At 44.8% G+C, this 13,686-nt stretch carries 11 protein-coding genes; 1 reads left to right on the forward strand and 10 read right to left on the reverse strand.

The window, feature by feature from the left end; all coding sequences use genetic code 11:
• The 3 genes from AB4653_RS03110 to guaB all read right to left on the reverse strand — a co-directional run.
• Positions 1 to 1,067 (reverse strand): chitinase (locus tag AB4653_RS03110; protein WP_372103315.1); only part of this gene is annotated, 1,067 nt, incomplete at its 3' end.
• A gap of 286 nt (positions 1,068 to 1,353) precedes the next feature.
• On the reverse strand, positions 1,354 to 2,907 hold the full coding sequence (gene guaA, locus AB4653_RS03115; protein ID WP_009848303.1) for a glutamine-hydrolyzing GMP synthase: 1,554 nt from the start codon (positions 2,905 to 2,907) through the stop codon (positions 1,354 to 1,356).
• 202 nt (positions 2,908 to 3,109) lie between these two features.
• Positions 3,110 to 4,573 carry an IMP dehydrogenase gene (gene guaB, locus AB4653_RS03120; protein WP_004735127.1) on the reverse strand — a complete coding sequence of 488 codons (1,464 nt, stop codon included), beginning with the start codon at positions 4,571 to 4,573 and terminating at the stop codon, positions 3,110 to 3,112.
• A gap of 271 nt (positions 4,574 to 4,844) precedes the next feature.
• On the opposite strand from guaB, the gene xseA reads away from it, so the two are divergent.
• The gene (gene xseA / locus AB4653_RS03125) at positions 4,845 to 6,191 is read left to right on the forward strand and encodes an exodeoxyribonuclease VII large subunit (RefSeq protein WP_009848302.1); all 1,347 of its coding nucleotides are present in this window, start codon (positions 4,845 to 4,847) and stop codon (positions 6,189 to 6,191) included.
• Between the two features lie 88 nt (positions 6,192 to 6,279).
• On the opposite strand, the gene AB4653_RS03130 is transcribed toward xseA, so the two are convergent.
• The 7 genes from AB4653_RS03130 to hisS form a co-directional block, all read right to left on the reverse strand.
• Positions 6,280 to 6,507 carry a zinc ribbon domain-containing protein gene (locus tag AB4653_RS03130; RefSeq protein ID WP_009848301.1) on the reverse strand — a complete coding sequence of 76 codons (228 nt, stop codon included), beginning with the start codon at positions 6,505 to 6,507 and terminating at the stop codon, positions 6,280 to 6,282.
• Positions 6,508 to 6,548: 41 nt separating this feature from the next.
• Entirely contained in the window at positions 6,549 to 7,544 is a 996-nt protein-coding gene (locus tag AB4653_RS03135) for a sensor domain-containing diguanylate cyclase (protein ID WP_102258221.1), read from the reverse strand.
• Between the two features lie 290 nt (positions 7,545 to 7,834).
• Positions 7,835 to 8,755 carry a metal-dependent hydrolase gene (locus tag AB4653_RS03140; RefSeq protein WP_009848299.1) on the reverse strand — a complete coding sequence of 307 codons (921 nt, stop codon included), beginning with the start codon at positions 8,753 to 8,755 and terminating at the stop codon, positions 7,835 to 7,837.
• 133 nt (positions 8,756 to 8,888) lie between these two features.
• Complete coding sequence (gene der, locus AB4653_RS03145) at positions 8,889 to 10,370, reverse strand: ribosome biogenesis GTPase Der (RefSeq protein ID WP_009848298.1); 1,482 nt, start codon at positions 10,368 to 10,370, stop codon at positions 8,889 to 8,891.
• Positions 10,371 to 10,528: 158 nt separating this feature from the next.
• Entirely contained in the window at positions 10,529 to 11,689 is a 1,161-nt protein-coding gene (gene bamB, locus AB4653_RS03150) for an outer membrane protein assembly factor BamB (RefSeq protein ID WP_009848297.1), read from the reverse strand.
• A 10-nt stretch (positions 11,690 to 11,699) separates the two neighbouring features.
• A complete protein-coding gene (locus tag AB4653_RS03155) occupies positions 11,700 to 12,314 on the reverse strand; it encodes a YfgM family protein (RefSeq protein ID WP_065678454.1) in 615 nt (204 codons plus the stop codon).
• A gap of 76 nt (positions 12,315 to 12,390) precedes the next feature.
• Positions 12,391 to 13,659, reverse strand: coding sequence for a histidine--tRNA ligase (gene hisS, locus AB4653_RS03160; protein WP_009848295.1), 1,269 nt, complete (start codon positions 13,657 to 13,659; stop codon positions 12,391 to 12,393).
• Positions 13,660 to 13,686 lie beyond the last annotated feature (27 nt).

Consider the following 13,686-nt stretch of genomic DNA (forward strand, 5'->3'; position numbering starts at 1 on the left):
CCATTCAAGTTCAAGCTTCCGTAAGGCGTTTGCTGCCAGCATGTATTGGCTTCATCCGCTTCTACAGGGATCAGATAATGCGCAGCTAACCCTTCCCAATAACGAATTCGGTTAACTGGTTGGCCTTTGTCTTTGTTCTGCTCACCACACTCGATACCACCATTAATTACGTTGATTGTGGTACCAAACCCATAGCCAATTCCCGCATCCAACTCACGCTGAGAGGGTGTCCAAGTGCGGTCAATAACGTGCAGCATTGCTGGTTTAGGAGCTTGAGGTGTAAGGAAGAACCAGATAGCAGAAGCCAAGTTCAACCATGAATCAGCAACCAAACCTGGGTTATTCAATAGAACCGTCGCATCACCATCGAACATCACTTCCGAGAACGCACCGTAGTTAAAATGGTAAGAAAGCTGTTTAGCACCACGTCCAAAATAACCCTGACCTGCCGCACATGGCCATCGTGCATTCTGCCAATCGTTCTGGCCACAACCGGTGGTGTAACCCTCTTGGCCTTCAGACCAACCCATTTCACGAACATGCACCAGCGCTTGCTGCCACTCTTCTAGAGCTAATGGGTTATCAGAGGTGTTATCTATTGCGATGTGCCCACCTGTTTCTTGAGCGAAATGAGCAAAGGCCGTGATGATGGATTTTTTACAGATGGCGTCTGAATCTCGACCATCAGTGTACTCTCCACAGAAGGCAGGGAATTTACCAATCGCCCGTAAGAAGCGAGTGTACGTGTATTCTGGCGCAGCCATCTGAGTGAGGAAGTCCCATTCAGATTGAGGGAATACACGCTCGACTCGTTTCACGTTTTCAGGATTCGAGGCTAAACCCGGCTCAATCGCTTCAACGATACTATTGGGACGAGTTTGTAATGCTTGTGACCAGATCGCATACATAGGATCGGATGTTTTCGCTTGTTCAGCCGCTTGCAGTGCAGACTTTTCAACAAGGTAGCCATTCGGGTTTTGCGGATCAGGTTGAATGTTCAAAGACGCGTAACTGTGTGCAGCTAAAGTACAGCCAACTACTGTCGCCAAATATTTGATTTTTAACATGATGGATTCTCTTATCTGTCCTTAATAAGTCCATCAAAGAGTATGCGGCGCATGGGAAATGAGCTAGTCGTTACCATGTAAATTTATAAAAAGTGCGAGTGACACTTTTATGTACCCTTCAACACAACAAAACGTCTCATTGTTTCTTGAGGTGATATCTAACTTCCAACGGATTTTGTTGCTCGTTGTAGATGTAAATCCTTAATCTCCTAAATAAAAAGAAAAAAGCCCCGAACTGAGTTCGAGGCTTAAGATTTTAATCAAAACTGGTTAAATCTCTAAGAGGTTATTCCCACTCGATAGTTGCTGGTGGCTTACCAGAAATATCGTAAACAACACGTGAAATGCCGTTAACTTCGTTGATAATACGGTTAGATACCTTACCTAGGAAGTCATATGGTAGGTGTGCCCAGTGAGCAGTCATGAAGTCGATAGTTTCTACGGCACGTAGAGATACAACCCAATCGTACTTACGGCCATCGCCCATTACGCCAACTGAACGCACTGGTAGGAATACCGTGAATGCTTGAGATACTTTGTGGTAAAGGTCAGCAGCGTGAAGCTCTTCAATGAAGATAGCATCAGCACGACGCAGTAAATCACAGTACTCTTTCTTCACTTCGCCAAGTACACGAACACCTAGACCAGGACCTGGGAATGGGTGGCGATAAAGCATGTTGTATGGAAGACCAAGCTCTAGACCGATCTTACGTACTTCATCTTTAAACAGCTCACGTAGAGGCTCAACAAGGCCCATTTCCATATCATCAGGAAGACCACCAACGTTGTGGTGAGATTTGATTACGTGTGCTTTACCTGTCTTAGATGCTGCAGACTCGATTACGTCTGGGTAGATAGTACCCTGAGCAAGCCATTTAGCATTCTTCAGTTTCTTAGACTCTTCGTCGAAGATATCTACGAATACGTGACCGATGATCTTACGCTTCGCTTCTGGCTCAGCTTCGCCTTCCAGAGCGTCAAGGAAACGATCTTCCGCATCAACTTTAATGATGTTTAGGCCGAATTGGTCACCAAACATCTCCATAACCTGCTCACCTTCGTTTAAACGAAGAAGGCCGTTATCAACAAATACACATGTTAGTTTGTCGCCGATAGCGCGGTGAGCAAGCATCGCTACTACTGATGAATCAACACCACCAGAAAGACCAAGGATAACTTCATCGTCACCTACTTGCTCTTTAATACGTGCAACTGCATCTTCAATGATAGACGCTGAAGTCCACAGACCTTCACAACCACACGCGTTAAGAACGAAGTTCTCAAGCATTTTTAAGCCGTTTTTAGTGTGCGTTACTTCTGGGTGGAATTGAACACCGTAGTATTTCTTCTCTTCGTTTGCCATTGCAGCGTATGGGCAAGTGTCTGTCTCTGCGATTTTTGTGAAATCAGCAGGGATTTCAACCACTTTGTCACCGTGGCTCATCCAAACGTCTTGAGTTGTCTCAAGGTCAGTGAAAAGTGCAGATTCACCCGTCACTTGTACAGCAGCGTAGCCGAACTCGCGCTCAGTAGACGTTGCTACTTTACCGCCAAGTTGCTCAGCCATCGTTTGCATGCCGTAGCAGATACCGAAGACAGGAACACCTGAATCAAATACGTACTGAGGTGCACGTGGAGAATTCTCTTCCGTTACACTTTCAGGGCCACCAGATAGGATGATACCGTCTGGATTGAATTCACGAATATCCGCTTCTTCTACGTCCCAGCTCCAAAGTTCACAGTAAACACCGATCTCACGAATACGACGAGCTACTAGCTGTGTGTATTGAGAACCGAAGTCCAGAATTAGAATACGTTGGTCATGAATATTTTTAGTCATTGTAAGCAGTCTTATTGGCTATGTGATAAAACGGAGGCGAGTTTACTCACCTCTGATTAACTCTTCAAGAAATAAAGCAAACGTTTTCGTTGGTTATCTGTAACCTCGTGTTTTGAGAAAATCAGACTTTCTGCAAAACAGGCGGTAGATAAAATAATGTGCCGACTAAATCAGCACATTATTCAAACGTTTGGACGTATTATTAACCTAAACGGTAGTTAGGTGCTTCTTTCGTGATTTGAACATCGTGTACGTGAGATTCTTTCATGCCCGCACCAGAGATACGAACAAACTCAGCTTTAGTACGCATATCTTCAACAGTTGCAGAACCCGTTAGGCCCATGCTTGAGCGTAAACCGCCCATCTGTTGGTGAACGATCTCTTTTAGACGACCTTTGTATGCGATACGACCTTCAATACCTTCTGGAACAAGCTTGTCTGCAGCGTTATCAGATTGGAAGTAACGGTCAGAAGAACCTTGAGACATAGCGCCAAGAGAACCCATACCACGGTAAGACTTGTAAGAACGACCGTTGTAAAGGATAACTTCACCCGGTGCTTCTTCAGTACCCGCGAACATTGAACCAACCATCACACAAGATGCGCCAGCAACGATAGCTTTACAGATATCGCCAGAGAAGCGGATGCCGCCATCTGCGATTACTGGAATACCGTATTCGTTTGCTACTTCAGCTGCGTCTGCAATTGCTGTTACTTGAGGAACACCAACACCAGTAACGATGCGAGTCGTACAGATTGAACCCGGGCCGATACCTACTTTAACCGCACTAACACCCGCTTCGATAAGAGCACGAGCGCCAGCGCCAGTTGCTACGTTACCACCGATAATTTGTAGGTCAGGGTATGCAGCACGCGTATCGCGGATACGGTTAAGTACGCCTTCAGAGTGACCGTGTGAAGAGTCGATAAGTAGAACGTCTACGCCAGCTTCAACTAGAGCAGCAACGCGCTCTTCGTTACCAGCACCAGCACCAACAGCTGCACCTACACGTAGGCTGCCGCGCTCATCTTTACAAGCGTTTGGTTTACGTTCTGCTTTGTGGAAATCTTTTGCAGTGATCATTCCCGTAAGTTGGAAGTCATCATTTACAACAAGAACTTTTTCAACACGCGCTTCGTGCATTTTCTCTTGAACTTCTTCACGAGTTGCACCTTCTTTAACAGAAGCAAGGCGAGCTTTAGGCGTCATTACTACGTCAACTTTCTTAGAAAGGTCAGTCACAAAGCGAACGTCACGGCCAGTAATAATACCAACAAGTTCGTTTGTTTCAGTAACAACAGGGAAACCGGCGAAGCCGTGTTTTTGAGTAAGAGCTACAACATCAGCGATTGTCGCGTCAGGGTTTACAGTAACAGGGTGAGAAACCACACCTGCTTCGTAAATTTTAACCTGGCGAACCATTTCAGCTTGCTGTTCAATAGACATGTTCTTATGAATGAAGCCTATTCCGCCTTCTTGCGCCAGTGCAATCGCTAGGCGAGCTTCTGTCACAGTATCCATCGATGCAGAGATCATTGGGATGTTTAGGGAAATATTCTTCGTCAACTGAGTGCGAAGATCAGCTGTATTAGGGAGAACGGTGGAGTGTGCTGGCACTAGCAGTACGTCGTCGAATGTCAGCGCTTCTTTGGCAATTCTTAGCATTTGCAATATCTCACAATAATAGGAGTAAAAAGAAACAATCCAATCTCATCGTTTCGCCTAATGAGGGCAGCCAATTAAGGAAAATCAAACTGCATTTGGATTAGATATTGCGGACGGATTATACGGCCAACGAAATCGCTTGGCTACACATTTTTATACTTTTAATTTGCATTTACCCCCTTGCTATGTATTATATTGCCGCTATCTTCCATACTCACGCCCAGTGAGATTCCAAGAGAAAGACCTTCCTTCAAGGATAGATAGCGCTTCTATGACCAATCCAAACATCTTTACTGTTTCTCGCCTCAATTCAGAGGTTCGTCTCCTATTAGAAAACGAAATGGGAATAGTCTGGCTCGTTGGTGAAATCTCAAATTTCTCTGCACCTGTCTCTGGTCACTGGTACCTCACGCTTAAAGACTCTCGCGCTCAAGTTAAGTGCGCTATGTTTCGTGGCAATAACCGTCGTGTGACTTTTAAGCCTCAGAACGGTAATCAAGTGCTAGTTAAAGCGCGCCTATCTCTTTATGAGCCACGCGGTGATTATCAACTGATCATCGAAAGCATGCAGCCAGAAGGTGACGGCAAGCTTCAGCAAGAGTTTGAAAAACTTAAGATGAACTTGGCGGCGGAAGGTTTATTTGCTCAGTCCAGTAAACAAATTCTTCCAGAACATCCTAAATGTGTTGGTGTTATCACCTCTAAAACAGGCGCTGCCCTCTTCGATATTCTCGATGTACTGAAAAGGCGCGACCCGTCATTGCCAGTCATCGTATATCCGACTATGGTACAAGGTGAAGGAGCTTCGATTCAGATCGCTCAAGCGATTGGGCGTGCCAATGAACGCAATGAGTGTGATGTATTGATCGTTGGCCGAGGCGGCGGCTCATTAGAGGACTTATGGTGTTTCAATAACGAGATCGTTGCTCGCACCATTGCAGCAAGTCAGATCCCGATTATCAGCGCCGTTGGACACGAAGTTGATGTCACTATCGCCGATTTCGTCGCAGATATGCGAGCTCCAACGCCATCAGCAGCCGCTGAATTGGTTAGCCGTGACAACAGTCATAAAGAGCAAGCTTATGCGTCTAAACGTGCTCGTTTAGTGAGTGCGATTCGTCATGTACTAATAAAACAAGCGCAATCAACTCAAACGTTGAAATACCGCTTAGAGAAACAACACCCGAGCTACCAACTGCAAAAGCAGAGTCAGCAGCTTGATGACTTAGACATGCGTTTGCGTCGTGGTATGACTCAATACCTAAAGCAACATGCTCAGCGTGTTGAACGTAAGCAGCACCAACTTCAGCTGAACTCGCCAGTGAAACGCCTTGGTGAACAGAAACTGCATCTACAACGTTCAGAGCAAAAGCTATTGGATGCAATGGACAAGACATTACTGACTACTCGCCACCAACTAGCCATGGCTGCCGAGAAGTTAGAAACAGTAAGTCCATTAGCAACCCTAAAACGTGGCTACAGCATCACCCATTCAGCATCGAGTAAAACTGTGTCATCGATTAACGATGTCGAAATCGGTGAAGTGATCACCACCCAAGTTGAAGACGGTGTGATTGAATCGCAAGTGACAACAAGAGTCGCTAAGAGCGAGCTCTAGGTTCATTAGATACAAAAAAGACCAACTCTTCGGTATTGAGTCTCTGATATAACATTACAGATAGTCGTTTAAGCGATTCGGCTTAAGTCTATTCCGCAGGTTGAAATACAAACTTTACTCTCGATTTAGATTTAAGCTCATTACACTCACCATTACAAAAATAGCTCGCTGCACCACAGGCTTGAAGCTTCTCAAGTTGGCTGCTGCACTCAGGGCAAAACCCAACCTTAGTAAAGTGTGCCTGACAACTTTCACAGTGATACTTTCCATCCCAACCTAGCTCTGATTGGCACTTAGGGCAGATATTTTCACTCATTAGCATTTCCTAACTCACTACTTTTTTACAATCTACCACTGCTAAGACTTAGCTTGCTTGATTTGGTACATGTTCTTATCAGCTTGTGCGATCAAGCCTTCCAATGACTCAGGATCTTTCTCATAAGAAAGTCCAACGCTGACAGAAAACTGAGTGCCATCGATATAGAGAGCTTGTTCCAAGGTTCTTTCTAAGCTTCGATAAAAGTTCAGCACACTTTCTTGATCATCAAAGCAAGAGAACACGACAAACTCATCGCCCCCATAGCGCCCTATCTTGGCACAGGCAGTAGTTGCCTCATCAAGCACTTTTGCAACGGCTAACAACACATCATCACCAAAGCTGTGGCCAAACGTATCGTTTATTGACTTAAATTTATCGACATCAACAAACAGGCATGCCATCACTTTTTCAGTAAAACAGCGGTTAGTTAACACCTGCTCGGCTTCTATCAGCAATGCTCGGCGATTCAAACTGTGTGTTAGAGAGTCTCGATTGGCAAAAAAGTTGAGTTGATTCTCTAACTCATACTTCTCAAGCGCGACTGAATACAGAGAAGCCAATAACTCTAAGATCTCAAGTTCAAACTCATGAGGTTCAGAGATGTACTGACTGTAAATTGCGAAGGTACCCAATACGTGACCATGTGAAGAGATGATTGGCACTGACCAACATGCATGAAGGTTAGCCTGGTTGGTTAAGGCTAAGAAAGGAGTCCAATTCGGGTGTGCATTAATATTGGAGACCATGACAGCTTTCTTAAGTGCCGCCGCTTCGCCACAGGAACCAATTCCGGCACCAACCCCCACCCCTTCTATCTGCTGGTTATAAAAATCAGGCAAGTTTGGAGCATATTCTAAATGTAATGTATTCGATTCGGGGTTTAGCAATAGGATAGAGGCCATCCTTTGACCAAAAATCTGCTCGGTGAGTTGAATGATCTTACGATTTAATTCTTTGCGATCCAACCCAAGGGCAAGCTTTCGAAGCAAACTGTTTACTGCTCGGTGACCTTCTAATAAAAATTGTTGTTTCATTCACTAAAGCTTTCAATTATATGGTGGGAACAGCTTGTTCTTATGCAAGCCTATATACTGGTCAATATTAACACACTAAATTACCACAACACACCACCGAAGATCATAGGTTGATCTTTTGCTTTATCTACTTTGATCAGCGATCTACCCCAAAAAGAATATTTATATCACCACACACCGAAAGCATAAGTTACATATACTGCATTTCAATTTACAATGGAATATATGACTATAAACAAACCAATAAAACCAAAAATGCAGAACAATCTATTTTCGATCTTTAATTGAGATCATCGAGAGACACACGTCTGCATTTCGATATGTTGGTCATCTAATTGGGTTAACTTAACCGACAATGCCTTAAGTTCTGAAGTATTGTCGATGTGAGTACCACCACACGGAATAGACACTAAAGTCTCGTCATCTAGCTGCCATTCCCAGTAGCGAGAGTCTGTTAACGCCTCACCTTCTAGTCTCATCGTTACAAGAGTCGATTCAACAAGCCAGCCTGCAATCATCTGGTTGATGTCGGCCTCAATGCCATCAAGGTTAGTTAGCATGTCAGCAACGTTCAGACCGCGTTTCTTCAAGGTTTTACCTAAACGATACTTATCGGTACACAACTCTGGAGTAACAAAGCTAGTCACCTGTGCGTAGCTATTGAAGTCATAGCTGCCGAATGGATCTTTTCTGTCTGCATCTTTACGCCAGTAACTCTCAGCCAATACTTTATTCAACGCTAAGAAAGCAATATGTCCGGCACTATGACCGCGGCTCAAACTGGCTTGGTGCTCTTTATCAACCGACAACTCAATTTCATCGCCAATGTTAATCATAGAAGCTGATACAGGTAGTTGGTGGACAACCACAAACGCCCACCCTTCCGTATCACGCTTAACAGGGATATCTGCTGCAATATAAAGATTTCCAGTAGATTGCTCTATTGCACCAACAAGGCAATCTTCAACAATATACTGTTCACCACCTACGCTGACAAAACCTCGGTCTGCTGGGTGATCGGGCCAAATATGACTCACAGGGTGGAAAGGTGTCACGTCAGTGATCAAGTGAGTTTTGCTGTCGTCACTTTCAACGTACACCGCTTTTGCATTGAGCAGCCAAGTTTGATGACAAAATTGAGTGATGGTTGGTGTGATAACTATTATTGGTTTCATGGATGTCGCTGGTGTCATTGAATCGCTAGTGGTCATATCGTTCTTCTTTTGAAATTGAGTCTAATTCGTTAACCCATCACGATATGGAGATATGAGGTTATGGCTTAACGTGAATTTTGCTTAAAAAAATACCCGAGACAGGCTCGGGTATCAAATCTATTGGAAAGGTTTACTTACGACCTTTAACCATGCTCATCATACGCTTACGTTTACGTTCTTGAGAAATTGTCAGCTTGGTTGTCTTAGCTTCAAATGGGTTCTCGCTGTTCTGGAATTGAATGCGAATAGGTGTACCCATAATCTCTAGTGAACGACGGTAGTAGTTCATCAAGAATCGTTTGTATGAATCTGGCAAGTTACGTACTTGGTTACCGTGGATAACGATAATCGGTGGGTTGTAGCCACCAGCGTGCGCGTATTTCAATTTAACACGACGGCCACGAACCATAGGTGGTTGGTGATCATCAGTCGCCATCTTCATGATACGAGTAAGTACAGAAGTACCAACACGAGTCGTTGCTGACTTATAAGCTTCTTGAACAGACTCAAACAAGTGACCAACACCAGTACCGTGAAGTGCAGAGATAAAGTGAATACGTGCGAAATCAACGAAACCTAAACGACGGTCTAGTTCTTTCTTAACACGATCTTTAACGTCGTTATCTAGGCCATCCCACTTGTTTACGGCAATAACAATTGAACGACCAGCATTCAACGCAAAGCCTAACAAGCTTAGATCTTGATCTGAGATGTTCTCGCGAGCATCGATAAGCAGTAATACAACGTTAGCATCTTCAATCGCTTTCAGTGTTTTAACCACTGAGAACTTCTCAACTGTTTCGTTGATATTTTTACGGCGACGAACACCCGCAGTATCAATCAGAACGTATTCACGCTCATCACGCTGCATCGGAATGTAAATAGAGTCACGAGTTGTACCTGGCATATCGTAAACAACAACACGTTCTTCACCAAGAATACGGTTAGTTAGCGTTGATTTACCTACGTTAGGACGACCAATGATCGCTAGCTTAATCGGTTGATCTTGAAGGCGCTTGAATTCTTCTTCCGCTTCTTCTTCAGTGAAATCAACTTGCTCTTCTTCTTCGTCTTCAAATTCAGTTAAATCGCTTACTTCGCCATTCTCAGCTTTTAACGCTTCAGCGAATGGGTTTAGAGCAAGATCAATCAACGCTGTTACACCACGACCGTGCGCTGCAGCGATTTGGTACATGTCTTCTACGCCTAGTTGCCAGAAATCAGCACTTGCAGCATCAGGGTCGATACCATCAACCTTGTTTACTACTAGCATTGAAGGCTTTTCTAGTTGACGAAGGTGCTTAGCAATAGCTACGTCTGAAGGTGTTAGACCCGCACGACCATCTACCATAAATAGAACGACATCAGCTTCATCAATCGCCGCGAGCGACTGTTCAGCCATTTTAGTTTCAACACCTTCTTCGGTACCGTCGATACCACCAGTGTCGATAACAATAAAGTCATGCTCGCTAAAATGAGCATGACCGTATTTACGGTCACGCGTTAAGCCAGGAAAATCCGCAACCAATGCATCACGAGTTCGAGTCAATCGGTTAAATAACGTAGATTTACCTACGTTCGGACGCCCTACTAGAGCAACAACAGGTACCATAACAACCTCTACAATTTCTTCTCTAAATGTAGTTATAGGTAAGCACTTGATCGCAAGTTTAAACTCTTACCTATAACCACACGGTTTATTAATTTATAACAACAAAACGGCTCCTAGCTGTTACCAACCAGGAGCCGACTGTGAATTATATCACGCTTTTATTGGCTAATCGTTAGTTTCTTTACATCGCCATTGCGAGTCGTCACTAAGTAGCCTTCAGGCATTTCAATTGGCGCAACCGCAAAGCCGCTATCATCGACCAACTGTTGAGCAACAAACTCACCCGATGAACGATCTAACCAGTGCAGATAACCTTCAGTATCACCAACAACCACATAACCATTAATAATAGCAGGTGCTGTCAGTAAGCGGTTTTCTAACAATGGAGTGCTCCACAGTTCAGTACCACTACGCGCATCAACCGCAACCACATGGTCTTTGTCAGTCACAACGAACAAACGGCTGCCATCACTTGCTAAATCAATCGCTGACGAGTAGTTACGTTTCCAAACTGGCTTACCAGAACGAAGATCGATAGCAATCAGTTGACCATTGATACCTACGGTATATAGGGTGCCGCCAAGAACAACCGGTGATGCATCAACATCAACCAAACGATCAATTTCCGTTGCGCCTTTTGGTGTACCTACTGGCTGTTGCCAAATAAGCTGACCACGATCAACGATAGCTGCGGCTAAACGACCATTTGCCGTACCCCAGAATACACCACCTGAAACCGTAACAGGTGAGCTATCGCCACGAAGTGTTAGGCTTGGTACTTCTGTACTGATGGTCCATTTTTGCTCACCGCTTTCTTGATCTAACGCGGTCAACATGCCACGACTGGTATGAACAATAACCATGTTGCTTTCAGTTGCTGGGGATGCAAGCACCTCACCATTCACTGATACACGCCACAGCTCTTCACCGGTTGATTCATCCAGCGCGATCACTTCGCCATTTTCAGAACCAACAAATACCTTGCCGTAAGCTGCCGTTAAGCCACCCGATAAACGAGCCAGTACTTCTTTCTCAAGATCGACTTTCCAAAGCTCTTTACCTGTTTCAGGGTCAAGCGCTTTAACCATACCTTCACGGCTTGCAACAAATACTTTGTCGTAAGCCAATTCTGGCGTTAGTTTTGAAAAGTAGTGACCAACACCATCACCAACCGACGTAGACCATTCCTGGCTAGGAGTAAACTCGCTGTTTACCGTTGGTACTGGTGCCATGATTACGGTGTCTTCTTCACTTGCACAGCCCGCTAGCAGGCCAAGAGCAATCGCACACAACGCCGCTTTTGGAAACATCTTCTTCATTCAAAGCGCCTTATTTAGCTAGGTCGTCAAGTTTGATTTGAAGCGTTTGGCTCGCATCAGCAGCTTGTTGAGCTTCAGAGTATGCACTGTAAGCTGCATCTGTGTCGCCTTTACGAAGTGAGATATCACCACGCAGTTCAGCAACACGGCCTTTCCAAGATTCGTCAGTCATCGCTTCAAGATCAGTCAATGCTGCGTCAAATTCACCTTGCTCAGCTTTGATACGAGCAACACGGTAAGTCAGTAGTGGCGCTAATGCCGCGTCCTTAGTTGCCGATTTTGCCCACTCAAGTTGTTCTAGTGCAGCTGTAAGGTCACCCGCTTGAACTTGCGCTTTTGCTAATTGCATAGCAGCAAGTACTGAATATTCAGCGTCTTTGTTTGCGTCGATGAAAGCTTGAATATCAGATTGAGCATCAACGCCTTTAGCATCTAGAGCTGAGATTGCAGAGGTGTAGCTTTCTGAAGCGGCTTCACGCGCTTCAACGACTGAATCTTGGTAATAGCGCCAACCAAATAGGCCACCTAAACCAATAACCGCACCAAAGATTACGGCTTTGCCATTCTCTTTCCACCAATCTTTAATGGCTTCAACTTGTTGCTCTTCGCTATCGTAAAGTTCCACTTCCTGTCCTCTTTAATTCTTTAAACGCCAGCATAGTGCTGACGTTGATATTCATGATGAGCGTTTGCTCAATGGCTTAGATTAACGCAGCAACTTTTTCTGCAACTTCCGTTTGAGACACGGTTTGTTGCTCGCCGCCAACCAAATCTTTTAGCACAACTGTATTGTCAGCAACTTCGTTCTCACCAAGTACCAACGCCACAACAGCACCTACTTTGTCAGCACGTTTGAATTGCTTCTTGAAGTTACCACCACCGAAGTGGTTCATCACACGTACGCCTTCAACGTTATCGCGTAATTGATTCGCTAACTGCATGCCCGCGATCATTGTACCTTCGCCAGCAGCAACCATGTATACGTCAACACTACGACGAACTTCTGTAAGTTCTAGCGTTTCCATCATAAGGACTAGACGCTCTAGACCCATAGCGAAGCCAACAGCATTGGTTGCTTTGCCGCCGAGTTGTTCAACAAGACCATCGTAACGGCCACCACCACATACTGTACCTTGGGCACCAAGGCTGTCTGTGATCCACTCAAATACGGTGCGGTTGTAGTAATCTAGGCCGCGTACTAGACGCTCGTTAACTTGGTATTCGATACCAACAGCGTCAAGAAGTTCACACAAACCAGCAAAATGTTGCTTCGATTCTTCACCTAGATATTCAGATAGTCGAGGTGCGTCACCTAAGATAGCTTGAACATCCGGGTTCTTAGTATCCAGAACACGTAGAGGGTTAGTGTGCATGCGACGTTTGCAGTCTTCATCTAGCACATCAATGTGTTGCTCAAGGAAAGCCACTAACGCAGTACGGTAGCTTACGCGATCTTCTTGAGAACCGATTGAGTTCAATTCAAGACGAACGTGCTTATCGATACCTAGTTCACGCCATAGACGTGCTGTCATCATAATAAGTTCAGCGTCAACATCTGGGCCGTCTAGGCCAAACACTTCAACACCACATTGGTGGAATTGACGGTAACGACCTTTTTGAGGACGCTCGTGACGGAACATTGGGCCCATGTACCATAGGCGCTGTTCATCACGGTTAATAAGGCTGTTTTGAATACATGAACGTACACAACCTGCTGTTCCTTCTGGACGCAGCGTTAGACTGTCACCATTGCGGTCATCAAAGGTGTACATCTCTTTAGAAACAACGTCTGTCTCTTCACCAACCGCACGGCTAAATAGGTTTGTTTCTTCAACGATAGGCATACGTACTTCGTTGTAACCGTATGCGCTCACCACACTTTTAACTGCGCTTTCTACTTTCTGCCACAGTGGTGATTGAGTTGGAAGGCAGTCGTTCATGCCTCGAATTGCTTGGATATTTTTAGCCACAGTATTTATTCCGTAATTTCTCACGAC

Origin of the sequence: Vibrio sp. 10N.222.48.A3 (genome assembly GCF_041475345.1) — a bacterium.
Taxonomy (GTDB): domain Bacteria; phylum Pseudomonadota; class Gammaproteobacteria; order Enterobacterales; family Vibrionaceae; genus Vibrio; species Vibrio tasmaniensis_A.